A 25,929-nucleotide genomic window follows, 5' to 3' on the forward strand; every position below is an offset into this window, starting at 1 on the left:
GGTGCCCGCGAATCAACCCAGCATAAAGGCTGCGGCCCGCTCCGCTGCCTGATCGATCAGATCAGCCTGGGTCAGGCCACTGCTCTTGAGCGGTTTGAGGTCATGATCGCCAGTATCCAGCCAATCGACCTGCACTTGAGCTGATAACGGGTACCGCGCCACTTCATCGTGCTTGCCGAAGGGATCGCGGGTGCCCTGCAGGATCAGCGTCGGCGTGCGCAGCTCTGCCAGATGCGCAGTCCGCGTTTTATCCGGCTTGCCCGGCGGATGAAAGGGATAGCCGAAGCAGATCAGCCCATCAGGCTGCAGCTCGTCGGCCAACAGACTGGCAACCCTACCGCCCATCGATTTGCCTCCTATATAAAGAGGCTGCGGCGCAGCACGGTAATGCTCGCGAAAACTGTCCTGCAGCACCGGCATGGGATTGGGCGGGCGTTTGCTGCCGCCTTCGCGCCTGCCGGCCATGTAGGGAAACTCGAACCGCAACACCCGCACGCCGCGCGTCGCCAGTGCCCTGGCCAGTTGATTCATGTAATCGCTGTCCATCGGTGCACCAGCGCCATGGGCCAGCAGCAGGGTTGCCCGAGGCGGGATGGCGGTTGGGGTGTCGAGAAAAGATGTCAAATGGCTGCTCCGATGGCGATATCTTGACGAGTAACTGTATCTTCGGCCAAATAACCTTGATCCTGATCATCTGCGACATCATGCCACAGCGGCGTGTCGGAACCATGCCTTCACAGGCACTACCCCGGGGACTATCCTAGCAAGCCCGGTCAGATGGCCCCGTGCCGAAGGCCGCCCGACCCCGGAGCAACCGCCACGGAATGACGCGGTTTGGCCTTCCCGAGAGCATCGCCAAACCACGCCAATTGCGCAGCACCGCCCCAGGCAGACCGGGCCATTACATTGACATGTGTCATTGCAAAGAGTACGGGCATTCCTCATACTTGCCGCCGCTTTGACCCCCTTTAACCATTGCTATCCGTGGAAATCTCTCGCATGAGCACAGCTACCACTCCGACAGCCTATAACTACAAGGTGGTTCGCCAGTTCGCCGTCATGACGGTGGTCTGGGGTATCGTAGGTATGGCATTAGGTGTCTTCCTTGCGGCCCAGTTAGTTTGGCCCGCACTCAACTTTGACCTGCCCTGGACCAGCTTCGGCCGCCTGCGCCCGCTGCACACCAACGCAGTGATCTTTGCCTTTGGCGGTTGCGCGCTGATGGGTACCTCCTTCTATGTTGTGCAGCGCACTACGCAGGCGCGGCTGTTTTCCGACCGTCTGGCCTCGTTTGTATTCTGGGGTTGGCAGGCTGTCATCGTGCTGGCCGTGATCACCCTGCCACTGGGCTACACCAGCACCAAGGAGTACGCCGAGCTGGAGTGGCCTATCGACATTCTGATCACGATAGTGTGGGTGTCCTATGCGGCGGTGTTCTTCGGCACCATCGCCAGGCGCAAGATGAAGCACATCTACGTCGCCAACTGGTTCTACGGCGCCTTCATCATCACCATCGCGGTGCTGCATGTCGTCAACAATGCGTCGATGCCTGTCAGCATGTGGAAGTCCTACTCCATGTATGCCGGCGCGACCGATGCGATGATTCAGTGGTGGTATGGTCACAACGCGGTAGGCTTCTTCCTGACGGCAGGCTTCCTCGGCATGATGTATTACTTCGTGCCCAAGCAGACCGGGCGCCCGGTATACTCCTACCGCCTGTCCATCGTGCACTTCTGGGCGCTGATCGGCCTGTACATCTGGGCTGGCCCGCACCACCTGCACTACACCGCCCTGCCTGACTGGGCACAGACCCTGGGCATGGTGATGTCACTGATTCTGCTGGCTCCGAGCTGGGGTGGCATGATCAACGGGATGATGACGCTGTCCGGCGCCTGGCACAAACTGCGCACCGACCCGATCCTGCGCTTCCTGGTGGTAGCACTGGCCTTCTACGGCATGTCCACCTTCGAAGGCCCGATGATGGCGATCAAGACCGTGAATGCCCTGTCGCATTACACCGACTGGACCATCGGCCACGTACACGCCGGCGCGCTGGGCTGGGTTGCGATGATCTCCATTGGTGCCATCTACCACATGCTGCCGAAGGTGTTCGGCCGCGAAGAGATGCACAGCATCGGTCTGATCAACGCGCACTTCTGGCTGGCGACCGTCGGTACCGTACTGTACATCGTCTCCATGTGGGTCAACGGCATCACCCAGGGTCTGATGTGGCGCGCGGTCAACGTTGACGGCACCCTGACCTACTCCTTCGTTGAAGCGCTGGAGGCCAGTCATCCGGGCTTCATCGTGCGCTGGATCGGTGGTCTGTTCTTCCTGATCGGCATGCTGCTGATGGCCTACAACACCTGGCGCACCATCCGTGCTGCCAAGCCGGCCGAAGCCCAAGCCGCAGCCCAGATCGCCTGAGGAATTGATTGATGAAACAGCATGAGATAGTTGAAAAGAACGTTGGTCTGCTGATCGTGCTGATCGTGGTAGCGATCAGCTTCGGCGGCCTGACCCAGATCGTACCGCTGTTCTTCCAGGACGAAACCACCCAGCCGGTTGAGGGTCTGCGCCCCTACACCGCGCTGGAGCTGGAAGGCCGCGACATCTATATCCGCGAAGGCTGTGTAAGCTGCCACTCGCAGATGATCCGTCCGTTCCGTTCGGAAACCGAGCGTTACGGTCATTACTCCGTTGCCGGTGAGAGCGTCTGGGAGCACCCCTTCCTGTGGGGCTCCAAGCGTACCGGTCCGGACCTGGCCCGGGTTGGCGAGCGCTACTCCGACGACTGGCATCGTGCGCACCTGATCAACCCGCGTGACGTGGTGCCGGAATCGAAGATGCCGGCCTACCCCTGGCTGCAGGAAAACGTCCTGGATGGCAAGCACACCGCCCGCAAAATGGAAGTCATGCGCAAGCTGGGCGTTCCATACACCGATGAAGACATTGCCGGAGCCACTGCGGAAGTCAAAGGCGTCGCCGAAATGGACGCCCTGATTGCCTATCTGCAGCACCTGGGCACTGTCATCTCCGACCGCCGGTAACCAACAATGGATATCAACACTCTACGCGGCATCGCCACCATATTCGCCATGGTGGCCTTTATCGGCATCGTGGTATGGGCCTACAGCTCGTACAAGAAGAAGGACTTTGATGAGGCCGCTCAGCTACCCTTCGCCGACGACGATGAAGACCAGAAGACGCGGGAGCAGCAAGACACCGGGAGTAATGAAAAATGAGCAATTTCTGGAGTGGGTACATCATTACCCTCACCTTGGTCTTCCTTTTCCTGACCACCTGGCTGCTGTTTGCCACGCGCAAGGGACAGCGGCCTGACCAGACCGACAGCACCACCGGCCATGAGTACGACGGCATCGCCGAGCTGGATAACCCCCTGCCCCGCTGGTGGTTCATGCTGTTCATCGCAACGCTGGTGTTCAGCGCGATCTATCTGGTCCTGTACCCCGGCATGGGCAAATGGCCGGGCGTTCTGAACTGGACCCAGGTCAATCAGTACGAACGTGAAGTGGCGCGCGCCGAGGAGCAATTTGCACCGATCTTCGCCCGCTACACCGATCTGCCGATCAGCGAAGTGGCCCGTGACGAGGAAGCTCTCCGCATCGGTCAGCGCCTGTTCGCGACCAACTGCTCGGTATGCCACGGTTCCGACGCTCGCGGCGCCTTTGGCTTTCCGAACCTGACCGATAATGACTGGCTGTGGGGCGGTGAGCCCGAGCAGATCCTGACTACCCTGCGTCAGGGTCGCCAGGCTGCGATGCCGGCCTGGTTGGCGGTGGTCGGTGAGCAAGGCGTTCGCAACGTCGCCGGCTATGTGCGCAGTCTCTCCGGGCTGGAGTCCGAAGGCGTAGATATCGACGCCGGCAAACAGGTATTTGCCAGCAACTGTGTGGCCTGTCACGGCCCTGATGGCAAGGGCAACCCGCTGCTGGGCGCGCCCAACCTGACCGATGATAACTGGCTGTATGGTTCCAGCATGTTGCAGGTCCAGCACTCCATCCGTGCCGGCCGTAACGGTAACATGCCGTCCCAGGCTCACCTGGGTGAAGACAAGCTGCACATGCTTGCCTCCTACGTCTACAGCCTCTCGCTGGACGACGAGTAACACCCCCGCGCGACGCCCTGTCGCATGGTTCGAGACGCCCGTCCGGTTTAAGCTGGTCGGGCGTCTTCGCATATCCTGACCAGCACTGCTCTGGCCAGGCGTCCCTTCTCATAACGATATGGCCAGCCTGATATGAGCGAGAAGATACCCGTTAAAGATGTTTCCCCGGACAAGATAGAAGCCGTCGACCTGTATGCCAAGCGCGAGAACATTCATACGCGCTCCTACCAGGGCTTTTTCAAGAACATCCGCCTGGCGGGTGTGGCGGCGTTGTTTCTGCTGTTCTTTGGTACCGTGTGGCTGAATATCGACGGTCGCCAGGCGGTGCTGTGGGATCTGCCCGCACGCCAGTTCCATATCTTCGGTGCCACCTTTCAACCACAGGACTTCTTTCTGCTGTCTTTCCTGTTGATCATCTGCGCCTTCGGCCTGTTCTTCATCACCACCTTCGCCGGGCGCATCTGGTGCGGTTATACCTGTCCGCAAACCGTGTGGACCTGGATTTTCATGTGGGCCGAGCGCGTCACCGAAGGCGAGCGCAACGCGCGTATCAAGCTCGACGCGGCGCCAGTAAGCGCCAACAAACTGCTGCGCCGCAGTGCCAAGCATACGTTGTGGATCGGTGTGTCACTGGTCACCGCGCTGACCTTTGTCGGTTACTTCACGCCCATTCGCGGCCTGCTGGTCGACCTGGTCACCTTCAACCTGAACGGCTGGGCGGCCTTCTGGATATTTTTCTTCACTGCGGCGACCTATATCAACGCCGGCTGGCTGCGCGAACAGGTGTGCTTCTACATGTGCCCCTACGCGCGCTTCCAGAGCGTGATGTTCGACAAGGACACCATGGTGGTGACCTATGACTATCATCGCGGCGAAGACCGTGGCCCGCGCAAGAAGGGCGTCGAACCCGCCGAGCTGGGCCTGGGCGATTGCATCGATTGCACGATGTGCGTACAGGTCTGCCCCACCGGGATCGACATCCGCGACGGCCTGCAACACGAATGCATCCAGTGCGCGGCCTGTATCGACGCCTGTGACGACGTCATGGACAAGATGGGTTACGACCGTGGCCTGATCCGCTACACCACCGAACACAACATGGCTGGCCAGAAGACCCGCATCCTGCGTCCGCGCCTGATCGGCTACGGGGCCGCGCTGGCGCTGATGATCGGCATGTTCATCTTCACCATTGGCAATATGGCTCAAGTCAGCCTGGATGTGCAGCGCGACCGAAACGTTCTGTATCGGGAAGCCCGTGGCGGGGCCATCGAAAACGTGTACATAATCAAGGTCATGAACAAGGGTCAGCAGGCCCGCACCTTCAATCTGACGGTAGAAGGTCATCCGGAACTGGAGCTGGTACTGGCCGCCAATCGGCTCGCCATCGAGCCCAGCAGCCTGCTGCAGGTGCCGGTCAACGTCCAGCTGGAGCCAGAGTTCATGCAAGGCACCAACATGCCAATCACTTTCATCGTTACCGCGGCCGATGATGACAGCGTCTCGGCAACCTCCGAGAGCCGCTTCATGGGCCCGACACTCAGGTAGACACATGCAACACGACGAAAACATACCCCCGTGGTACAAGCAATTCTGGCCCTGGTTCCTGATCAGCATCCTGGTGTTTGCCGTGGTGATCGGGCTGGGCCTGTTGTACGTCTCCATGCTCAACCCCGACAGCATGGTGCGCGACAACTATTACAAGGAAGGCCGCGCGATCAATATGCACATGGGGCGCGATCATCGCGCCAGCGAGCTGGGTCTGAGCGCCAGCTTCACGGTCGACGAGCTGACCGGTGATATCAGCCTCCAGCTTGATGGAGAGCTGCAGCAGTTGCCGCCCCAGTTAGCCCTGGAGCTCATATCACCCACCCATGCCGAGCGTGACCGTACAGTGATGCTGCAACAGATTTCCGGCAACCGCTACACCGGTCAGTTGGAGTGGGGCATCCGGGGTCGACATTATATCGACCTGAGCGATCCGGCCCTGCCCGGCGAAACTGGCTGGCGCCTGACCGACGAAATCACTCTGGTCATGGGACAGCAGCACCAGCTCGCCGCAAAATGACCCAACCCGCGCCTTGCTATCACTGCGGCGAACCGGTTCCGTCCGGTTCGTCATGGTGCAGTATCATTCTCAGCGAGCAGCGCGCCATGTGCTGCCCCGGTTGCCAGGCCGTGGCCGACGCCATTGTCGCCGGCGGCCTGGAGTCCTACTACACCCACCGTACGGAAAACTCCGCCAATCCTGAAGCCCTGCCCCGGGCTCTGCAGGATGAGCTGGAGATGCTCGATCGCAGCGATGTACAGCAACGCTATGTCCGCAGCGAGGGCGACCACCAGCAGATCGAACTACTGATCGAGGGCATCAGCTGCGCCGCCTGCGGCTGGCTGATCGAAAAGCGCCTGGCACAGATGCCGGGTGTAATCGAAGCCACGCTGAATCTGGGCAACAACCGGCTGAATCTGAGCTGGGGCGCTGCCGATACGCGGCTGTCCGCATTGCTGGGTGAGATCAAACGCATCGGCTATGCCGCCCATCCCTACGAGCCAGACAAGGCCAGCGAGCAGATTGCCAGGGAAAACCGCCAGTATCTGCGCCGCCTCGGCCTGGCCGGGCTGATGTTCATGCAGGTGATGATGGCGACCATGGCACTGTGGGATGGTTTCAATCAGGACCTGACCCAGGAGATGGCGGTTACCCTGCGCTGGGCCGCCCTGCTGATGACCACCCCGGTGGTGCTGTACAGCTGTGCGCCGTTCTTCCGCGGCGGCTGGCGCGACCTGAAGAACCGTCGACTGAGCATGGACGTGTCGGTCTCCATGGCGATCGGCAGTGCCTATGGCGCGGGCATCTGGGCGACCCTGACCAATTCCGGCGAGATCTACTTCGATTCAGTGACGATGTTCGCGTTCTTCCTGCTGGCCGGCCGCTATCTCGAACGCCGCGCCCGCCAGCGTACCGTGGAAAGCACTGCCAAGCTGGTCAACCTGCTGCCGCCCAGCACCATCCGAGTAGATGCGCAGGGCCAGCCACAGCGCATCATGCTGGACGATGTGCGCCCCGGCGATCTGCTGGAGATCAAACCCGGGGAAAGCATACCGGCGGACGGCATCATCACTCGCGGTGTCAGCAGTATCGATGAATCAGCCCTGTCCGGTGAATACCTGCCGCTGGCCAAGCAGATCGGCGATCAGGTTACCGCGGGGACCCTCAATGTCGAAGGGCCGCTGCAAATTCGGGTCAATGCCGTGGGCACCGAGACCCGCTTGTCAGCTATCGTCCGCCTGCTGGAACGCGCCCAGGCCGACAAGCCCAGACTGGCGCAGTTGGCCGATCAGGTAGCGCAGTACTTCCTGATCACCGTGCTGCTGGCCATCGTACTGGTCGGCAGCGCCTGGTGGTGGTTGGTCAATGGCGAGACGGCATTCTGGATCATCATCGCCATGCTGGTGGCAACCTGCCCCTGCGCCCTGTCACTGGCCACACCGACAGCATTGACCACAGCCACCGGCAGCCTGCAGAAGCTCGGCCTGCTGATCACCCGCGGGCACGTGCTGGAGGGCCTGAACAAGATAGATACGGTCATTCTCGACAAGACCGGCACGCTTACCGAAGGCCGCATGACCCTGGAGCGGATCCTGCCCTTCCCCGGCCACGACGGGGAGCAGGCGCTGCTGCAGGCGCGCATGATCGAATCGCGCTCCGAACACCCCATCGCCCGCGCCTTCGGCCGTAGCGCGGCCCAGGCCGACAGCGTGACCAGTCATCCGGGTCTGGGGCTGGAGGGGCTTTGCAACGACCAATTGCTGCGTATCGGCAAACCTGGCTATGTGGCAGAGCTGGGCAGCTGGAGCGCACCCGCGGTGCCCGACGAGCCCGGCCAGTGGCTGCTGCTGGGCGATGCCCAAGGGCCGATAGCCTGGTTCGTGCTCAATGATCGTCTGCGCACCGATGCCGGCCAACTGATCCGCCAGCTCAGGGATCGGGGCCTGCGGGTGGTGTTGCTGTCGGGGGACCATGCGCCGGTGGTAGAACGCATGGCCCACAATCTGGGCATCGAGGAAGCCATCGGCAATGCCACACCGGCGGACAAGCTGGCCTTTGTTCAGCAGTTGCAGGATCAGGGCGCCCAGGTACTGATGCTCGGTGATGGCGTCAATGACGTGCCGGTGCTAGCCAGCGCCAATATCTCGGTGGCCATGGGCGAGGCTTCTGATCTGGCCAAGACCAGCGCCGATGCGGTGCTGCTCAGCAGCCACCTGCAGGTACTGAGCGATACCTTCACCGTGGCCAGACGCACCCGGCGGATCATGATCCAGAATCTGTTCTGGGCAGGGGCGTATAATGCCGGGATATTGCCGCTGGCTGCGCTCGGATTGGTCTCGCCGGCCCTCGCTGCGGCGGGCATGTCCGCCAGCTCGCTGCTGGTGGTACTCAATGCCTTGCGTCTCAGCCGGTTACCACGCAGCACGCGACGCCCGTCATCCAAGCCCTTACAGGAGCAGTTCGCATGACTATCCTCTACATTCTGGTGCCGGTCGCCATAGTGCTGGTGATCATTGCCATCTGCGTCTTCAACTGGGCCGTCAACAGTGGCCAGTACGACGACCTCGACAGTCCCGCCCACAGCATCCTGTTTGACGAGGAAGATCCTGCTCACCTGGCCGCCCGCAAGAAAGCCGATCAGAGCAGCACGCCATCGAAGGATGACGGTCAGGGCGAGGGTCGCAGCTGAACATGGAGCTGTTACCGCTGTTTCTAACGGCATTGGCGCTGGGTCTGCTGGGCGGCGGCCATTGCATTGGCATGTGCGGCGGGCTGATGGGCGCGCTGACGCTGGCGATTCCCGCCGAACAGCGCCACGGCTGGCGACTATGGCGTGTGCTGCTGGGCTACAACGCCGGGCGCATCGCCAGTTACGGTATGGCTGGCGCATTGATCGGCAGTCTCGGCTGGCTGATTCAGGACCTGGGGCTGGGCCAGGGGCTGCGCGTCATCGCCGGTCTGCTGATGATTGCCATGGGGCTGTATCTGGCCAACTGGTGGGCCGGGCTGACGCGCATTGAGCGACTCGGCCGCGGCCTGTGGAAACATCTGGAGCCACATGCGCGCAAGCTGCTGCCGGTCAGCCGGCTGCCCCAGGCACTGCTGCTCGGCGCCCTATGGGGCTGGCTGCCCTGCGGGCTGGTCTACAGCACCCTGGTCTGGGCCAGCAGCCAGGGCGATGCGGCGGTGTCCGCAGGCCTGATGATGACCTTCGGTCTGGGCACGCTACCGACGCTCCTGGCTACCGGGCTGTTCGCCAACCGCATGATGGCCATCCTGAAGAAACGCGCGGTGCGCATCACCGCCGGCCTGCTGATCATCCTGTTCGGTATCTGGACCATACCCGGGCCGCATACCGCCTGGTTGATGGGCGGGCATCATGGCAGCGAGCAACATCAGGCGCCCCATACCGGGCATTGAACTCAAAGCGGTGGTAGAATTCCTGCTTACCCGACAGAGCACGCCGGCTGTTCGGCTACCGGCCGCAGGAATAGTTGAGGATCGACCCGTCATGACCGATGCCATGCCATTGTCAGCCCGCGAGGCGCACTGCAAGGACTGCAGCCTGGCCTGCATGTGCCTGCCCATCGCGCTGCATGCCGATGAGATGGACGCGCTGGATCGTATCGTCAAGCGCGGCCGGCCGCTGCGCCGCGGCGAGGTGTTGTTTCGCCAGGGCGACGAGTTCAACTCCATCTATGCATTGCGTACCGGCGCGATCAAGACCTACAGCCTCTCCGATGAGGGCGACGAACAGATCACCGGCTGCCATCTGGCCGGCGAACTGATTGGTATGTCCGGGATGGATACCAGTCGCTATACGGTGACCGCCGTGGCGCTGGAGACCACCTCGGTATGCGAAATCCCCTTCGAGACTCTCGACGAGCTGACCGCGGTCCTGCCGCAGCTGCGCAAACAACTGATGCGCCTGATGAGTCGGGAGTTGCGTGAGGATCAGGAGATGATGTTGCTGCTGTCGCGCAAGAATGCCGATCAGCGCATCGCCACGCTGCTGATCAACCTCTCGGCGCGCTTCCGGGTGCGCGGCTATTCGGCCAAGTCCTTCCGGCTGGCCATGTCGCGCAGCGAGATCGGCAACTATCTGGGGCTGGCGGTGGAAACCGTATCCCGGGTGTTCACCCGCTTCCAACAGCAGGGGCTGATCACCGCCGAAGGCAAGCAGATCGAAATCCTCGACTATATTCAGCTCTGTGCTCTGGCCGGCGGCCAGAACGATTGAACCAGGACCCGTTTATCCCATGATTTTTGACGAATTCACGATCAAGTCCCTGATCCGCCCGGTACCGGGCTTCCCCAAGGAAGGCGTCACCTTCCGCGACATCACCCCGCTGTACCAGTCGCCGCGTGCCATGCGCATGGTCGCTGACAGCCTGATCCAGCGCTATGTCGAATCACCGGTTACCCATATCGGCGCGATCGATGCCCGGGGCTTTCTGCTGGGCGCGGTACTGGCCTACGAGCTGAACAAGCCGCTGATCCTGTTTCGCAAGGCCGGCAAGCTGCCCGCCGATTGCCTGCGCGAGGCCTACAGCACCGAGTACGGCGAGGCCCATATCGAAGTCCACCGTGACGCCCTGAAAGAGGGTGACCAGGTACTGCTGCTCGATGACCTGATCGCCACCGGCGGTACCTTCCTGGCTGCCGCGCGCCTGGTTTCCCAGCTCGGCGCCGAGGTATACGAAGCAGCAGCTATCATTGACCTGCCTGACCTCGGTGGCTCGCGATTGATCCAGGACGCCGGCATCGCCACCTTTACCCTCTGCGCCTTCGAAGAGGCCGAATAAGCCGATGCCTGCAGAGGCAAGTGCCCCCGCTCTGATCGAGCGGGGCACACCCGCTTTCCGCCGCGCCAGCCTGGCGCTGTTCATCTCCTCGCTGGTGATCTTCGGCAACCTGTATGCCATTCATCCGCTGCTGCCGCTGATCTCCGCACAGTACGACGTGAGCACCCTGCAGGCCAGTAATGCCTTTACCCTGAGCAGCCTGACCCTGGGCCTGTCACTGCTGCTGCACGGCCCGCTGTCCGATGCCTTTGGCCGGCGTGCTCCATTGATAATCGGTCTGGCCATGACCTCGCTACTGACCCTGGGCATGGCCTTTATCAGCAGTTTCAATGCGCTGTTGTGGATGCGCGTGGCGCAGGGCGTCGCGCTCGGCGTGCTCCCTGCCACCGCCGTTGCTTACCTTGGCGACAGCATGAACCGCCAGGCCCTGATCGGCGCCGTGGGCCTGTACATTGGCGGCAATACCCTGGGTGGCGCCGGTGGGCGCGTGCTCGGCGGCTTCATTGCCGATCATCTCGGGCTGCAGATGGTATTCCTGATCCTCGGTGCCGGCAGCGTGGTGTGCGCGCTCGCGGTCGCCCTGCTGCTGCCACCGGCCAAGGCCTTCCGTCCGCAACGCCTGTCGCTGGGCGGCAGCCTGCGCACCTTTGCCAGCCACCTGCGCAACCGCGCGCTGTTACCAGCCTATCTGGTGGGCGGGCTGGGGTTCATGGTATTCATCAATCTCTACACCTTCATCACCTTCCGTCTCAGCGCGGCGCCCTGGCAACTGGGCGCCAGCAGTCTCGGCCTGCTGTTTCTGACCTACATGGCGGGCACCTTCTCAGCCAGCATGTCCGGTCGCATCAACCCAGCACGCGCAGCCCAGGGCATGGCTGTGGGGGTGGTGATCTTCATGGTGGGTTGCCTGATCACTCTGGCCGAACCGCTATGGCTGATCATTACCGGCCTGATCTTCAACGCGTTCGGCTTCTTCCTCACCCATTCGCTGGCCAACAGTTGGGTCAACCAGCATGCCGCCCACGGCAAGGCCAGCTCCGCCTCGCTGTACTCGGTGTTCTACTACCTGGGTGCGGCTATCGGTATCTACTATCTGGCACCCTTCTGGCGCGCTGCAGGTTGGCCGGCGGTGGTTGCCGGGAGCCTGCTGGTACTGGTGGTCAGTCTGGCGCTGATCTTCCGCTTGCACCGCGTTCGGCAGCACAGCTGACTGGACGTACCCGGCGTGCTTGCCTATCATCACTCCGAGAACAAAAACACCATCCTGTCTCAAGACAGGACAAGCCAGGGAAATGCCGGCATGCCCATAGCTACTCTGCCCCCCGACACCCGTCTGTTGCTGATCGATGATCACCAGATTTATCTCGACGGTGTGACCTTGACCCTCAATACGCTGTGCAAGGGTATTGAGCTGGACCACGCCCGCAATGCCAGCGAAGCGGAACAGCAGGTCCGTCAGCACACTTATGACCTTATCCTGCTGGACCTGCATCTACCTGACAGTAACGGTCTGATCCTGCTGGAAAAGCTCCGCGCCATCGACCCGTTGACGCCGATAGCCATTCTCACCGGCAGCAACAACCCAAGCGACATGGATGCCGCTCTGCACCTCGGTGCTGCCGGTTTCATCAGCAAGACCGCTGACGGCCCGATGCTGATCAGCGCCGCCTTGCGTCTGCTGTTCGGTGAACAGGTGGTAATGGCTAACGAACACCAGCCGCTGGATCGTCAGACCAATGCCCGCGAGCAAGGCATCACTCCGCGGCAGCTGGAGATCCTCGACCTGCTGGCCGAAGGGCTGCCGAACAAGGTGATCTGCCAACGGCTGTCCCTGTCCGAAGATACTGTCAAGACCCACCTCAAAGCCGTCTTCGCCGCCCTCGGCTGCCACAACCGCACCGAATGCGTAAACACCGCGCGCCGGCAGGGTTTGATCAGCAGTTAGCCGCTCACGCACGACAAGGAAAAGCGCCCAACCCGCGTTCGGGCGCTACGCCTGTGGCATTAGCTCAGGTGATGGATGCCATCTGTCCCTGCAGCAGTGACTGCACTAGTCGTCGCAGGCGCGCAGGCAAGACGGGTTTGTAGATGAGCAGGACATTTGCTGCTTCGGCGCTGCGGGCCAGCTCGTCACTGGTGTCTGCAGTGACCAGCACGGCGGGGCCGGTGTAGAGCTCTTCCTGGCGCAATGCTTCGATCAGCTCCAGGCCAGTCATGCCGCCTTCCAGATGGTAATCCGCGAGCAACAGGTCGACTTCGCCATCACGCCGGTCGCCGCGCAGCAGTCTCCCCCCCTGCTCATGACTTTCGACCTCGCAACCCCAGTGGCGCAGCAGAACTTCCATGGCCTGGCGGTTAACCAGGTCATTCTCCACCAGCACCACCCGACCCTGCAGCCTCGCGCTACCCGACAGGGCTGCAGGCTGTGCTTCCTCCTGCCACTCACCTTTGGGCACTTCAACCCAGAAGGAAGAACCCTGCCCCGGTTCGGATTCGACACCGGAAGGGTATTCCAGCAGACGCTGCAGCTGACGACAGATCGACAATCCCAGCCCAACGCCCTTCTCCAGCGTACGCGCGGGGTTGCGCAGCTGGGTGAACTCTTCGAATATTCGCGCCTGCTCATCGCGACTCAACCCACAGCCATTGTCCACCACGGCAATGCGCAGCTGCTCGTCCCGTTCGCTCACCACGACCCGCACCTGTGTGGCGCCGGCGTGTACCAATGCATTGTTCAGATAGTTGCGCACCAACCGCTCCAGCAACATGGGGTCGGTATACAGCGCGCAGTGCGGCGGGCAGTCGAGTACCAGTTCGATATCCCGCTCCCCGGCGCTGACCTCGAAGCCAGCCAGCAGCCGCTGCAGCCAGCCGCGCAGATTGATGTGGCGCAATTGCGGACGCACCATGCCCACCGAGAGCCGGGAAATATCCAGCAGCGAGTTGAGCATGGCCTGCAGCAGATGGGTCGATTCGGCCAGCCGGGTGACGCTTTTGCGAGTTTCCGGCTCGATCACCTTTTCTTCCAGATGGCGGATGAACAGGGTCATGGCATGCAAGGGCTGGCGCAGGTCATGACTCGCAGTGGCCAGAAAGCGCGTCTTGCCCTGGCTTTCCCGCTCGGCGCGGTCCCGGGCAGCCTGCAATAACTGCTCGTTGAGATAGGCCCGGCGCAGCATATGCTCGTAGGCATAGGCACCGATGCTGCCCATCAGGGTGAAACAGCCGAGAAACAGGCCATTACCCAATACGATCTGCCGCGAGGAGCCGATTGCCGCTTCCCCGGCCAGATAGCTGAGCACGATGAACCAGGAGCCCAGCGCGGAGCTGCGCATGGGCAGCCCCAGCAAGAAACAGCCCGACAGCAGAATCAGATACAGTCCATCGTGCGTGACCGCCACCGGCACTTGCTGCGTCCGGCAAACCAGGATGACCATGATCACCATCAACCCGGTAGATATATATCCCAGGGTGGCGATATCGAAGGCGGATCGCGGACTTACTCGCCCCGGCCGGTTGGAGTACCACAGGCAGAAGCACACCAGTAGCAGCACCAGCACCCGCACGGTGATGCTCAGGTGATACACGGATGCCGGCAGAAACGCGTAATCCACCCAGATGAACAACAGCATGAAGCCGATACTGGAGACTGCCACCGCCCATACCCGGCTGCACATTTTGCGGTGCATGTAGGCCTGGAAGTCCGCCTCGATCGGAACGGGAAATCGCAGCCGGCCAAGGCGACGACTCTGCGCCAGCAGTCCGGGTTCATCCAGCGGCTCGGCCAATCCGGCCTGGGTGACTTGCGTCATCTTGTTGTTATCCTTTGGTTCGGTATCGTGCAAGATTACCCCTTTGCGCTCAGACCACCAAGTACGCGCTGGGCCACAGGTTTCAGTTGCCCTCGCCCACCTTGTTTACTAACTTGATAGCTCATCCGCTACGCCCGCCATGCTCAGGCGAGCCATTTCACACCGGGGAAGTCACATGCCGCAAACCGCCACTATCAACCGCCAGACTCTGCTCGCTTCACGCCCGGTGGGCGCGCCGGTGCCGGACAACTTCAAACTGGTCGAAACCCCGGTCCCCCACCCTGGCGAAGGTCAGATGCTGCTGCGCAACCTATGGATGTCGCTGGACCCATACATGCGCGGCCGCATGAGTGATGCCAAGTCCTATGCCGACCCGGTAGCGGTCGGTGATGTGATGCCCTGCGGTGCCGTCAGCCGGGTAATGGAATCCAACCTGGATGGTTTTGCCGCCGGTGATCTGGTGATGTGCTACACCGCCGGCTGGCAGGATTACAGCCTGTCCAATGGCAGCATGGTCTTCAAGCTTGACCCGAATATGGCCGAGCCGTCCCAGGCGCTTGGCGTGCTCGGCATGCCCGGTTTCACCGGCTATATGGGCTTGCTGGATATCGGTCAGCCCAAAGCCGGCGAGACGGTGGTAGTGGCTGCGGCCACTGGTCCGGTCGGCAGCGTGGTCGGCCAGGTGGCGAAGCTCAAGGGTTGCCGCGTGATCGGTATTGCCGGCGGACCGGACAAATGCGCCTATGCGGTGGATGAACTGGGCTTCGATGCCTGCCTGGATCACAAGCTCGACAGCCTGGCCAATGACCTGGCCAATGCCTGCCCCGACGGCATCGACGTATATTTCGAGAACGTCGGCGGCAAGGTATTCGATGCCGTCATGCCACTGCTCAACCCCCACTCTCGGGTTCCCATCTGTGGACTGATCGCCCAGTACAACGCCACTGAGCTGCCACCGGGCCCGGACCGCCTGCCGCAACTGATGCGCTTGATGCTGAGCCAGCGCATCCGCATGCAGGCGTTCATCATCTTCGACAACTACGGTCCGCATTATCCCGAGTTCCTGCAGACCATGACCCCCTGGGTCGCCGAGGGCAAGGTGAAGGTCAGGGAGGATCGGGTCGAGGGGCTGGAAAACGCGCCCCAGGCATTCATCGGCATGCTCGAAGGGCAGAACTTTGGCAAAATGGTGGTCAAGATAGCTGACTGAGACCGCCCATGACGCCCGCCACCAAAGTGCTCGACAAAGCCAAGGTCGGATACCAACTGCACCGCTACGAACATGATCCACAGGCCGAGTCCTACGGCGGCGAGGCCGCCGATAAACTCGGCCTCGACCCGCAACAGGTATTCAAGACCCTGTTGGCCAGCACCGACACCGGCGAACTGCTGGTGGCGGTGGTGCCGGTCAATGGAGTGTTGGACCTGAAATTGCTGGCCAAGGCTGCCGGGGCGAAGAAAACTGCCATGGCCGACCCCGCCGCCGCCCAGCGCAGTACCGGTTATCTGTTGGGCGGTATCAGCCCGCTGGGTCAGAAAAAGCGTCTGCGCACCTTCATCGATGCCAGTGCCAATGACTGGCCAAGAGTGTTCGTCAGCGGCGGGCGACGCGGCCTGGAGATAGAACTGCAACCACAGGATCTGGCCAGCCAGACCGGCGCCAGCTTCGCCGCTATTGGCCGGGCCAGCTGATCATCCACAGGACCTCGGGGACCGCCTCAATGCCGATACATCTTCTCGCCATCGATCAGGGCACCACCAGCAGCCGCGCCATGCTGTTCGATGAGCACTGCCAGCCGGTGAGCGTGGCACAACAGGAGTTCACCCAGCACTTTCCCCGGGATGGCTGGGTGGAGCACGATCCGGAGGACATTTGGCAGAGTGTGTTGACGGTGGTACGCGAGGCGCTGACCAAGGCCGGACTGGATGCCGCCGATGTGCTGGCCATCGGTATCACCAACCAACGCGAAACTACTGTGGTCTGGGATGCAGCCACCGGTGAACCGGTCTATCCGGCCATCGTCTGGCAGGACCGGCGCACCGCCGCCTTTTGTGATCGCCTGCAATCCGAAGGGCACGAGCCATTGATCAACCAGCGCACCGGACTGCTGATTGATCCGTATTTCTCTGCGACCAAGCTGCGCTGGGTACTGGACAATGTCGCTGGCACGCGCGAGCGCGCCGAACGGGGTGAGCTGCGCTTCGGCACGATCGACAGCTTTCTGCTGTGGCGCCTGACCGGCGGCCGGGTGCACCGCACCGACGCAACCAATGCCTCACGCACCATGCTGTTCAACATTCACAACCAGCAGTGGGACGAGGATCTATTGCAGCTGCTGGACATACCGCGCAGCCTGCTGCCGGAGGTGCTGGATAACGCTGCGGATTTCGGCCAGACCGATGCAGCACTGTTCGGCGCCAGCCTGCCGATCGCGGCCATGGCCGGGGATCAGCAGGCCGCACTGGTCGGTCAGGCCTGCTTCGCCCCCGGTAGTGTCAAGAGCACCTATGGCACCGGCTGCTTCATGGTGATGAATACCGGCGAGCAACCGGTAGCCTCTTCCCACCGGCTGCTGACCACGGTCGGCTATCGGCTCGGCGGGCGGACCACCTACGCACTGGAGGGCAGCATCTTCGTCGCCGGCGCCGCGATCCAGTGGCTGCGCGACGGCCTCAAGCTGATCCGCCATGCCGATGAGACCGAAGCCCTGGCCGAACAGGTGGGCGATCAGAGCGGTGTGTACCTGGTACCGGCCTTCACCGGCCTGGGTGCGCCCTACTGGGACCCGCTGGCGCGGGGGGCGATCTTCGGCCTGACGCGGGATACCGGTATCGCCGAAATCGTCACTGCGGGACTGCAGTCGGTGTGCTTCCAAACCCGCGATCTGCTGGAAGCGATGATCGCCGATGGCGCCATTGCCACCTCGGCCTTACGGGTGGATGGCGGCATGGTGGTGAATAACTGGATGGTCCAGGCCCTGGCCAATACCCTCGGCGTCCCGGTGGACCGCCCCCAGGTAACAGAAACCACCGCCCTCGGCGTGGCTTGCCTGGCGGGTTTGCATATGGGCCTGTTCGACAGCCTGGATGCCATTGCGGCGCGCTGGGATTGCGAGCGCAGCTTTCAGCCAGCCATGCCAGAAGAGCGCCGTGAAGCGCTCTACAGCGGCTGGCTGGATGCGGTCAGCCGAATCAGGAATCAGCATCCCTGATCGGCTTCTCCTGCGTCGGAATAACCGGTTCAGCCGTCGCCAGGGCGTTCTCATCAGCCAGCTCGGCCTGAGACAATTCCTCGGTCGGCACGGCAACCACTTCCTGCTCCTCCCGGGCTTCGGCGTACAAGCTCCAGGCAGCGATGAATAGCGCCGCAATCAGCGGCCCGATGACAAAACCGTTGAGCCCGAACAACGCCAACCCGCCCAGAGTGGAAATCAATATCACATAGTCGGGCAGTTTGGTGTCCTTGCCTACCAGGATGGGGCGCAGTACGTTATCCGCCAGACCGATGACCACCGCGCCGAAAGCGGTCAGTATTGCCGCCTCCCACATGGCTCCGGTTGCCAGGAAGTAGATCGCCACCGGCCCCCAGATCAGTCCGGCACCGACTGCCGGCAGCAACGACAACACCGCCATGATCACACCCCAGAGCAGCGCGCCCTGCAGCCCCAGCGCCCAGAAGATGAACCCGCCCAGCGCGCCCTGCACCACCGCCACCGCGATGTTGCCCTTGACCGTGGCCTTGATCACCGTAGTGAACTTGCTGAGCAGGTGCTGTTTGTAGCCTTCACCCAGCGGAATGGCCCGGCGGATTCTCGACGCCACCTGCCGGCCATCGCGCAGCAGGAAGAACAGCAGATAGAGCATGATCGCGAAGCTGATCAGGAACTGGAAGGTGTTCTGACCGATGCTGAAGGCCTTGGTCGCCAGATATTGGCTACCGCTCATCGCCAGCTGGGAAATACGTTCCTGCACGCTGGAAATATCGGTCAGGCCGAATCGCGCCAGCAGATCCTGGGCAAAGCCGGGCAAGGCGTTGATGACCTGTTGCAGATAGGCACCAAAGTCGAGGGTACCCGTATCGATACGCTGGTAGATGGCCGCCCCTTCCTGGACCAGCGCACCGGCCAGCAGGCTGACCGGCAAAATCACCATCAACAGGATGATGGCCAGGGTAATCAGCGCCGCCAACCCCCGCCGCTGATTGAGCCGCGTTTCGAAACGCCGCTGCATCGGCTGAAAGATCAATGCCAGGACAGTGCCCCAGAAGACCGCACCATAAAACGGCAACAGCAACCAGACGAAGGCCACCGAGACCAATGCCAGCAGCAGGATGAAACTCTTGTTTTCAAAATTCTCGTTGAGCATGACCGGCCAGCGACTCCAGATTCCGTGGAAACACGAAGAATACCAGTGGTAACCGATTGCAGATAGCACGCTGCATGGCAATTCCTGTACGTATGTGTGCTGCCGCAAAATTAACCAAACCCTGCGACCAGCTCATTGTCCCAATGGATGAGTACCATTTCATTGGCACACCGGAGATTCCCCATGAAAACCCTGGCACTGATCTTCACTACCGCGCTGCTGGCCACCCCGGTCGCGTTTGCCGAGGATGTCACCTGCACATCCAACATGCAGGAGCTGGCGCGCTATTCTTCGGCGCCCCTGGATCAACTGTCCGACGAAGCCCGCACCCAGCTCGAAGATCATATCCGCCTGGCCGGTGAAGCCCAGGCGCAAGGTGATGAGGAAAGCTGCGTCGTCCATTCCAGCAAGGCATTGCAGGAAATCAACAGCATCGGCAATGAAGAAGGCGCTATGGATAACGCCGACAGCTAGCGCTCAATCAGGCAACCAGAAACCAAAAAAGCCCTGACTCTTGCGAATCAGGGCTTTCGGTATTGGTCGGAGCGACTGGAATCGAACCAGCGACCTTCTCGTCCCGAACGAGACGCGCTACCAGGCTGCGCTACGCTCCGTGTTTGTGAGGCGGCATTTTACATAATCGTCCGTTTTTCACAAGAGGGGGTTGAAAAAATCTTTTGTCATCCGGTGCTTAGGGGAGTTTTCCCCATACGGTCGGGCACAAAAAATCCCGTCACGACCAGGCCGGGACGGGATCTTTTCAGCCCACTGGAGCTCACTCCGCAGTGGCGGCGCTCACCATGGTCTGCAGTTCGCCGGAGTCGAACAGTTCCTGGATGATGTCACTGCCGCCGACCAGTTCACCCTTTACCCACAGCTGCGGGAAGGTCGGCCAGTTGGCGTACTTGGGCAGCTCCGTGCGGATGTCCGGATTCTGCAGGATGTCAACGTAGGCGAACTTCTCGCCGCAGCTCATCAGCGCCTGAACCGCGCGGGCGGAAAAACCGCACTGGGGCGCGTTGGGTGCGCCTTTCATGTAGATGAGTACCGGGTGGCTGGAGATCTGCTCTTTGATGGTGTCGATGGTGCTCATGGGAGTCCTCAATGGCGTGGCCCGAAATTGCGCTCATTGTACCGCAAAGTGGATCTCGTTGCCGAGGAGCAGCGACAGGGGCACGGGTATTTGCCTTGCACCGGATTTTCCCTATAAGATCCCCGCTTCTCACTTTTTCGCGTATGGCTTGTACCGGGCCGTCAGGTCACGGTAAGGCCCACTGTTTCCGGTCGACAGCCGACCGATGTAACCAGGTAGCACAAGATGACTGTACGGCATTTTCTTTCGTTGATGGATTGCACCCCGGCAGAACTGGCTGGACTGCTGAAACGCGGTATCGAGCTCAAGTCACTGCATCAGCAGGGCGTCATCTACGAGCCGTTGAAAAACCGTGTGCTGGGCATGATCTTCGAAAAGGCCTCGACCCGGACCCGGGTGTCCTTCGAGGCGGGTATGATCCAGCTGGGCGGTCAGGCCATCTTCCTGTCACCCCGCGATACCCAGCTGGGTCGTGGCGAGCCGATCGAGGACAGCGCCCGGGTGCTGTCGCGCATGTGCGATGCGGTCATGATCCGTACCTTTGCCCACAGCACTCTGGACACCTTCGCCGCCCAGTCACAGGTGCCGGTGATCAACGGCCTGAGTGATGACCTGCATCCTTGCCAACTGCTGGCCGACATGCAGACCTTCCTGGAGCACCGCGGCAGCATCAAGGACAAGGTAGTGGTCTGGATCGGCGACGGCAACAACATGTGCAACAGCTATATCCAGGCGGCGATGCAGTTCGACTTCCAGTTGCGTATTGCCTGCCCCGAGGGTTATGACCCGGACCCGGCGTTTCTCGAACAGGCTGGCGGTCGCGTCACCCTGCTGCGCGATCCCAACGAGGCCGTTGCCGGCGCCCACCTGGTATGCACCGATGTCTGGGCCTCCATGGGTCAGGAAGAGGAAGCACAGGCTCGCATGCAGAGTTTCGCGCCCTATCAGGTGACGCCAGCAATGCTCGACCGGGCGGACGAGTCGGTGATCTTCATGCACTGCCTGCCGGCTCACCGGGGCGAGGAAGTATCGGCGGCGCTGATGGAGGATCCGCGCAGCGTGGTCTGGGATCAGGCGGAGAACCGCCTGCATGCACAGAAGGCACTGGTTGAATTCCTGCTCATCGACTGACGGTAGCCCCCATGTCCGATATCGTTCTGGAGCTGAATAATCTCGCCTGCGGCTATGCCGGGCACAAGGTGGTACAGGAGCTGAGCATCCATCTGCGCGCCGGCGATATCGGCTGCCTGCTCGGCCCGTCCGGCTGCGGCAAGACCACGACCCTGCGCAGCATTGCCGGTTTCGAGCCGGTCAGCGCCGGGGAGATTCGCCTGGATGGCCAGGTACTGTCGAGCCCTACCCATAACGTACCGCCGGAGCAACGGCGGATCGGCATGGTATTCCAGGATTACGCCCTGTTCCCGCACCTGACCGTGGCGCAGAACATTGCTTTCGGCATCAACAAACACCCCGAACGCCAGCGCATTGTTGGCGAGCTGCTGGAGCTGGTCAAACTCGGCAAGCTCGGCCAGCGCTATCCCCATGAGCTGTCCGGCGGCCAGCAGCAGCGGGTAGCACTGGCCCGCGCACTGGCACCGGAGCCCCGGCTGCTGCTGCTCGACGAGCCCTTCTCCAATCTGGACGGCGAGCTGCGCCGGCGGCTGTCGGGTGAGGTGCGCGACATCCTCAAGGCCCGCGGCACCAGTGCGATGCTGGTCACCCACGATCAGAGCGAAGCCTTTGCCGTTTGTGATCAGGTTGGGGTACTGCGCGAGGGGCGCCTGCAACAATGGGACACGCCCTATAACCTGTACCACGAGCCGGCTACGCCTTTTGTCGCCAGCTTCATTGGTCAGGGCTACTTCATTCGCGGCCAGTTGCTTACACCCGATACGGTGCAGACCGAGCTGGGCGTGATCCGCGGCAACCGCGCATATCAGTTGCCCACTGGCAGCGCCGTGGATGTATTGCTGCGCCCCGACGATATCGTTGGCCAGGAAGGCAGCAGCCTGACAGCCACCATCACCGGCAAGCTGTTCCTCGGCGCCAGCACACTGTATCGCCTGCAACTTGCGACGGGCAGCGTGCTGGAGGCGATTTTCCCGAGCCATGACGATCATTCACTGGGCGAGGTGCTGGGCATCCGCGTGTCGGCCGACCATCTGGTGATTTTCTCCGCCCAGGGTAGCGTCAATGTCAGTGCGCAGTTGCCGCTGGAGCAGGTATTGGCGTCCGGGGTTTCGGTCTGACCCGTCGCGACTTGGCAAGAGCGCGACGGGTCCGGATAATGGCGCCTTTACAACCAGCCTGATGAGTCATTCATGCAGATCGCAAAAAATACGGTAGTCGAGTTCCACTACACCCTCTCCGATGCCAATGGCGAAGTCGAAAGTTCGCGCCAGCACGAACCCGTGCTGTACCTGCACGGTCAGCCCGGTCTGCTGGATGGTTTGGTCGAGGCCATGGAAGGGCGCGAAGCCGGTGACGTCTTCAGCGTCGAGCTGCCGGTCGACAAGGCCTACGGCCCGCGCCAGGACAATGCCACCCAGAAGGTCCAGGTCAAGCATCTGCAAGGTGCGAAGAAGTGGAAGCCGGGCATGCTGGCGGTGATTCAGACCGAACAGGGCCCGCGCCAGGTGACTGTGGTCAAGGTAGGGTTATCCCAGGCCGAAGTGGATGCCAACCATCCGCTGGCTGGTCGCGATCTGACTTTTGATATCGAGATTCTGTCGGTCCGCGAAGCGACTGCCGAAGAACTGGCGCATGGTCATGCCCACGGCGTAGGTGGCCACCAGCACTAAGCTTCCCCGGTGTCCTCAGAGCCGTTTTTGCGTAGACGAAACGGCTTTGAAAAAAGCAGCCAAGCAATGTTGACACAAATAGTGTATTATGGTTGTTTTTTCCGCCAAGAGGGTACCACATGTCCACCAAACCCGCTGTCAAACCTGCCGTCAAGCCCGCAGCAAAAACCGCCCCTGCCAAACGTAAAGCCGATGCGGCCGTAGCCACCAGCGAGTCCATCGACAACCAGATTGCAGCCTTCCTTGCCTCGGGCGGCGAAATCCAGAGCATCCCCAGCGGCACCAGCGGCCAGACCTACGGCAAGCCGGCCAGCAAGACTGCAGCCAAGCCCCAGAAAGCTTGATCCGCTTCCGCTTTCAGCACAATTAACGGCGGTTGTTGCCCAATAATCTCAGATCCTCGCTATACAGCGAGGTGAGCAACGCAGTCCCGTCAGCCGCCACCCGGAAACCACCCCAGTGCGCAGCCTCATAGAGCGCAGCCTTACCTTCCTGGAAGAAAAACCCATTAGGCCCCAGGCTTGCGCCACCCGCACCTGGCCGGATACGCATGGATACTCTGCCCGGCTCGTTGATGGGTGTGTCACCGGTACCGATGAAAGTCGTTCGCGCGCCTGCACCCAGCTGCAAATGGGCATAGGCAGGCCACTTGCCATTTTCGGCCCGCAGCTGTGAATCCAACTCAAAGCGCAGCGCCATATAGTCGCCCTGCATCAGCGAACGCGGGTCCACCGGGGCCAGGCGCAGCAGTACCAGTTGGCCGTCGCGCAAGGTACGTTCATGACCAAGGACCGCATACCCGGCCACTGCCATCACCAGCAACCAGGCAGCAATAACGCCCAAGACGTATCGACTCATTCAGCCCTCCTCAACGGCATGACCAGCCATTGCCGCAGCGCCAACAGCAACAAGCCACTGGCGACCAGCAATATCGATTTGACCAGCAGCGTGATATGCAGGCTGTAATACAGGTCGCTCAAGTAGAACGCCACACCCACTCCCACCAGCACCGACCAGAGCCGATCACAGGCGTGGAATACCGCCAGCCAGAGGGCCGCGGCAATCAGTAACCCCGGCGCCGGACTGCTCAGAGCGGCAAGCACAAGCACGCCGGCCAGAGCACCCAGCCGAACCGGCCATTGAACGGCGCTGGTCAGCCAGACCAGAGTCGCCAGCAACACCAGCGTGGCGCCCAGCGGATAGAGCCACGCCAACCATCCGGCGTTGTCGCCCTCCAGCGCCAGAATCCAGCGTAGGCCGCCCATTGACGGCTGGCCGATGATGCCTGATGCCATGGCCACTAGCGTAGCCGCACCGGCAACTGCGCGGATCATCCCGGCCTGAGGCAGATGTGCCCAGTGGGCGCGCCGCAGCCAGAGCCAGACGGCCAGCGCCGCCAGCACCACGGCTTGGATCGATAACAGGAAATAAGAGTCGAACAACAGCACCAGACCCAGCATGGCCGCCAGGGCGCAGACAAACCGGTGTCCACTGCCGGCAGGCACCAGCAGCATGCCAATAGCCACCAGTAGCGCCACCAGTGCCGGAAGCCTCAGAAAATCCATCTGCTGCAGCTCAGCACTGAAAAACACCAGCAATGCCTGCCCGAGCATGGAAAAGGCCAATCCCAGCTGGGGGACGAAGGCCCCCGAGCCGCGCAACAAACCAATAGCTGTCAGTAACAAAAGCACGCCGGCAAACAGGTTTGGCAGCGGCCCGCTGCCCAGACTCATCACCCAGGCCGCTAGAAGCATCAGCGCCGCAAACCAGGCGGCGAAGCCGGACAGCGCCGTCATATACCAGGGTGCCGCCTGCCCGGCCTGCAGTCGCATACCCTCGTCCTGCTCCAGTATCCGCCGCTGCTGCAACTCGTCGAGCAACGCCTGCTGCCAACTCCTATTCATTGCTGGTCCTCCCGATAGCAACGCTGCAGCCAGACCGACACCATGGCGCTGCCCAGCAGCACGAACAGGCCGAGCAGCCAGACCAAGGCGAAGTCGTCGATATCCTGCAGCAATCGCGCCAGGCCCGCGGTCAGCACCGCCACCAGCGAATACAGCTGCATGGCCAGCAGCAACAGGTCAGGTCTGAAGCGTCGGTAGATGGGAATGCCCACCAGATAGATCGCAGCCAGTATCAGCAACAGGTGGCCCAGCCCCGGACGCCACCAGGCAATCATCGCGCCCAGACCGAGCGCGGCGAGTGCTCCACAGCCCGCCAGGCGTGGCAGGAGGCGGCTGGGCTGCAGCAGCAAGCGACCGCCCCAACATTCGAATAACACCAGCAGCAGCGCATTGAACGCGGCCAGACTCAATAATCCCGGAGAGACACCGTGCAGCCCGCCGAACAGCCAACTGCCGGTGCTGGCGAAATAGCGCACCAGCGCCAGGTTGGCGACCAGCCAGAATAGCACCCAACAGGCGGCAGACCGCGACAGCAGCGCCCAAGGCAGGCTCAATACCGTCCAGACGGCAAATAGCTGCCAGATATCCGCCCCGGTTTGATAAGTCTGTCCAATCAGCGCCAGCAATCCACCCGTCGCCAGCGCCGCCCCCATTAACGTGGCCCGCCCGACGACGGATTCCCGTGGCATCAGCAAGGCAATGCCGGCAAAGCCGCTCAGCGCCGCTGCGGCCAGCGCCAGTTTGGTGAAACGGTGCAGTTCTTCCCAATTGAAGGCGAAGAAGAACAGCACGCCAAGTGCCAGCAACAGACAGCCATAGAACGCCAGCACTCGGTCGAGCGCCGCCAACCAATGGCGGGCGGCCGGCTGCGGCCGCTCCGGTACCAACGCCCGTTGAAGTTGCTCCCGGCTGAGCAGACCCTGCTCGGTCCAGTCCAGCAATTGATCGCGCCGTCGTATGTCGTCCATCAGCT

General features: G+C 61.7%; 28 protein-coding genes and 1 tRNA gene. 21 read left to right on the plus strand and 8 right to left on the minus strand.

What is annotated here, in order from left to right; all coding sequences use genetic code 11:
• Positions 1-12 precede the first annotated feature (12 nt).
• Positions 13-624 carry an alpha/beta fold hydrolase gene (locus BM267_RS01540; RefSeq protein ID WP_074778262.1) on the minus strand — a complete coding sequence of 204 codons (612 nt, stop codon included), beginning with the start codon at positions 622-624 and terminating at the stop codon, positions 13-15.
• Between the two features lie 375 nt (positions 625-999).
• Here BM267_RS01540 and ccoN point away from each other — a divergent pair, with 375 nt between their 5' ends.
• From ccoN to BM267_RS01605, 13 genes are all read left to right on the plus strand, one after another.
• A complete protein-coding gene (ccoN, locus tag BM267_RS01545) occupies positions 1,000-2,427 on the plus strand; it encodes a cytochrome-c oxidase, cbb3-type subunit I (RefSeq protein ID WP_074778260.1) in 1,428 nt (475 codons plus the stop codon).
• An 11-nt stretch (positions 2,428-2,438) separates the two neighbouring features.
• Positions 2,439-3,050, plus strand: coding sequence for a cytochrome-c oxidase, cbb3-type subunit II (gene ccoO / locus BM267_RS01550; protein ID WP_074778258.1), 612 nt, complete (start codon positions 2,439-2,441; stop codon positions 3,048-3,050).
• 6 nt (positions 3,051-3,056) lie between these two features.
• Positions 3,057-3,245 carry a CcoQ/FixQ family Cbb3-type cytochrome c oxidase assembly chaperone gene (locus BM267_RS01555; RefSeq protein WP_036993474.1) on the plus strand — a complete coding sequence of 63 codons (189 nt, stop codon included), beginning with the start codon at positions 3,057-3,059 and terminating at the stop codon, positions 3,243-3,245.
• Complete coding sequence (ccoP, locus tag BM267_RS01560; RefSeq protein WP_074778256.1) at positions 3,242-4,129, plus strand: cytochrome-c oxidase, cbb3-type subunit III; 888 nt, start codon at positions 3,242-3,244, stop codon at positions 4,127-4,129. Before BM267_RS01555 ends, ccoP begins: the two co-directional genes overlap by 4 nt.
• 132 nt (positions 4,130-4,261) lie before the next feature.
• Positions 4,262-5,674 (plus strand): cytochrome c oxidase accessory protein CcoG, encoded by a 1,413-nt coding sequence (ccoG, locus tag BM267_RS01565; protein ID WP_036993476.1) that lies wholly within the window; start codon positions 4,262-4,264, stop codon positions 5,672-5,674.
• 4 nt (positions 5,675-5,678) lie between these two features.
• The gene (locus tag BM267_RS01570; RefSeq protein ID WP_036993478.1) at positions 5,679-6,194 is read left to right on the plus strand and encodes a FixH family protein; all 516 of its coding nucleotides are present in this window, start codon (positions 5,679-5,681) and stop codon (positions 6,192-6,194) included.
• Positions 6,191-8,644, plus strand: a complete 2,454-nt coding sequence (locus BM267_RS01575) for a heavy metal translocating P-type ATPase (protein ID WP_074778254.1) — start codon at positions 6,191-6,193, stop codon at positions 8,642-8,644. The genes BM267_RS01570 and BM267_RS01575 overlap by 4 nt, the downstream gene beginning before the upstream one ends.
• Positions 8,641-8,865: a cbb3-type cytochrome oxidase assembly protein CcoS gene (gene ccoS / locus BM267_RS01580; RefSeq protein WP_074778252.1), complete on the plus strand. Its 225-nt coding sequence runs from the start codon at positions 8,641-8,643 to the stop codon at positions 8,863-8,865. The genes BM267_RS01575 and ccoS overlap by 4 nt, the downstream gene beginning before the upstream one ends.
• 2 nt (positions 8,866-8,867) lie before the next feature.
• Positions 8,868-9,596: a sulfite exporter TauE/SafE family protein gene (locus BM267_RS01585; RefSeq protein WP_036993484.1), complete on the plus strand. Its 729-nt coding sequence runs from the start codon at positions 8,868-8,870 to the stop codon at positions 9,594-9,596.
• Between the two features lie 91 nt (positions 9,597-9,687).
• Positions 9,688-10,416 carry a fumarate/nitrate reduction transcriptional regulator Fnr gene (fnr, locus tag BM267_RS01590; protein ID WP_036993485.1) on the plus strand — a complete coding sequence of 243 codons (729 nt, stop codon included), beginning with the start codon at positions 9,688-9,690 and terminating at the stop codon, positions 10,414-10,416.
• Positions 10,417-10,435: 19 nt separating this feature from the next.
• Positions 10,436-10,981, plus strand: a complete 546-nt coding sequence (locus BM267_RS01595; protein WP_036993487.1) for an adenine phosphoribosyltransferase — start codon at positions 10,436-10,438, stop codon at positions 10,979-10,981.
• A 4-nt stretch (positions 10,982-10,985) separates the two neighbouring features.
• Positions 10,986-12,191, plus strand: coding sequence for an MFS transporter (locus BM267_RS01600; RefSeq protein WP_218144700.1), 1,206 nt, complete (start codon positions 10,986-10,988; stop codon positions 12,189-12,191).
• Between the two features lie 90 nt (positions 12,192-12,281).
• Positions 12,282-12,926: a response regulator gene (locus BM267_RS01605; RefSeq protein WP_074778250.1), complete on the plus strand. Its 645-nt coding sequence runs from the start codon at positions 12,282-12,284 to the stop codon at positions 12,924-12,926.
• A gap of 64 nt (positions 12,927-12,990) precedes the next feature.
• Here BM267_RS01605 and BM267_RS01610 read toward each other — a convergent pair whose 3' ends face one another.
• Complete coding sequence (locus BM267_RS01610; RefSeq protein WP_074778248.1) at positions 12,991-14,793, minus strand: hybrid sensor histidine kinase/response regulator; 1,803 nt, start codon at positions 14,791-14,793, stop codon at positions 12,991-12,993.
• Between the two features lie 175 nt (positions 14,794-14,968).
• On the opposite strand from BM267_RS01610, the gene BM267_RS01615 reads away from it, so the two are divergent.
• From BM267_RS01615 to glpK, 3 genes are read left to right on the plus strand one after another with little or no spacing between them, the layout of a single operon-like run.
• Positions 14,969-16,003, plus strand: coding sequence for an NADP-dependent oxidoreductase (locus tag BM267_RS01615; protein ID WP_074778246.1), 1,035 nt, complete (start codon positions 14,969-14,971; stop codon positions 16,001-16,003).
• Positions 16,004-16,011: 8 nt separating this feature from the next.
• Positions 16,012-16,485, plus strand: a complete 474-nt coding sequence (gene ybaK, locus BM267_RS01620) for a Cys-tRNA(Pro) deacylase (protein WP_074778244.1) — start codon at positions 16,012-16,014, stop codon at positions 16,483-16,485.
• A gap of 29 nt (positions 16,486-16,514) precedes the next feature.
• Positions 16,515-18,005, plus strand: a complete 1,491-nt coding sequence (gene glpK / locus BM267_RS01625; RefSeq protein ID WP_074778242.1) for a glycerol kinase GlpK — start codon at positions 16,515-16,517, stop codon at positions 18,003-18,005.
• Here glpK and BM267_RS01630 read toward each other — a convergent pair.
• Complete coding sequence (locus BM267_RS01630; RefSeq protein WP_074778240.1) at positions 17,986-19,158, minus strand: AI-2E family transporter; 1,173 nt, start codon at positions 19,156-19,158, stop codon at positions 17,986-17,988. The genes glpK and BM267_RS01630 overlap by 20 nt on opposite strands.
• A gap of 183 nt (positions 19,159-19,341) precedes the next feature.
• Here BM267_RS01630 and BM267_RS01635 point away from each other — a divergent pair, with 183 nt between their 5' ends.
• Positions 19,342-19,632, plus strand: a complete 291-nt coding sequence (locus BM267_RS01635; RefSeq protein WP_074778238.1) for a hypothetical protein — start codon at positions 19,342-19,344, stop codon at positions 19,630-19,632.
• Positions 19,633-19,695: 63 nt separating this feature from the next.
• Here the strand turns inward: BM267_RS01635 and BM267_RS01640 are convergent.
• Positions 19,696-19,772 (minus strand) — tRNA-Pro (locus BM267_RS01640).
• Between the two features lie 161 nt (positions 19,773-19,933).
• Entirely contained in the window at positions 19,934-20,251 is a 318-nt protein-coding gene (gene grxD / locus BM267_RS01645) for a Grx4 family monothiol glutaredoxin (protein ID WP_036993498.1), read from the minus strand.
• Positions 20,252-20,476: 225 nt separating this feature from the next.
• Between grxD and argF the strand changes: the two genes are divergently transcribed.
• From argF to BM267_RS01665, 4 genes are all read left to right on the plus strand, one after another.
• Positions 20,477-21,382 carry an ornithine carbamoyltransferase gene (gene argF / locus BM267_RS01650; RefSeq protein ID WP_074778236.1) on the plus strand — a complete coding sequence of 302 codons (906 nt, stop codon included), beginning with the start codon at positions 20,477-20,479 and terminating at the stop codon, positions 21,380-21,382.
• An 11-nt stretch (positions 21,383-21,393) separates the two neighbouring features.
• On the plus strand, positions 21,394-22,500 hold the full coding sequence (locus BM267_RS01655; RefSeq protein ID WP_074778234.1) for an ABC transporter ATP-binding protein: 1,107 nt from the start codon (positions 21,394-21,396) through the stop codon (positions 22,498-22,500).
• Positions 22,501-22,572: 72 nt separating this feature from the next.
• Positions 22,573-23,052, plus strand: a complete 480-nt coding sequence (locus BM267_RS01660) for an FKBP-type peptidyl-prolyl cis-trans isomerase (protein WP_074778232.1) — start codon at positions 22,573-22,575, stop codon at positions 23,050-23,052.
• Positions 23,053-23,171: 119 nt separating this feature from the next.
• Positions 23,172-23,396: a hypothetical protein gene (locus BM267_RS01665; protein WP_036993506.1), complete on the plus strand. Its 225-nt coding sequence runs from the start codon at positions 23,172-23,174 to the stop codon at positions 23,394-23,396.
• Between the two features lie 22 nt (positions 23,397-23,418).
• Here the strand turns inward: BM267_RS01665 and BM267_RS01670 are convergent, their stop codons facing one another.
• From BM267_RS01670 to BM267_RS01680, 3 genes are read right to left on the minus strand one after another with little or no spacing between them, the layout of a single operon-like run.
• Positions 23,419-23,910, minus strand: coding sequence for a GDYXXLXY domain-containing protein (locus BM267_RS01670; RefSeq protein ID WP_036993507.1), 492 nt, complete (start codon positions 23,908-23,910; stop codon positions 23,419-23,421).
• Positions 23,907-24,956, minus strand: coding sequence for a DUF4401 domain-containing protein (locus BM267_RS01675; protein WP_036993508.1), 1,050 nt, complete (start codon positions 24,954-24,956; stop codon positions 23,907-23,909). The genes BM267_RS01670 and BM267_RS01675 overlap by 4 nt, the downstream gene beginning before the upstream one ends.
• On the minus strand, positions 24,953-25,924 hold the full coding sequence (locus BM267_RS01680) for a DUF2157 domain-containing protein (RefSeq protein ID WP_074778741.1): 972 nt from the start codon (positions 25,922-25,924) through the stop codon (positions 24,953-24,955). The genes BM267_RS01675 and BM267_RS01680 overlap by 4 nt, the downstream gene beginning before the upstream one ends.
• Between the last annotated feature and the right edge of the window lie 5 nt (positions 25,925-25,929).

It is taken from the genome of Halopseudomonas bauzanensis (genome assembly GCF_900114735.1).
Lineage (GTDB): Bacteria > Pseudomonadota > Gammaproteobacteria > Pseudomonadales > Pseudomonadaceae > Halopseudomonas > Halopseudomonas bauzanensis.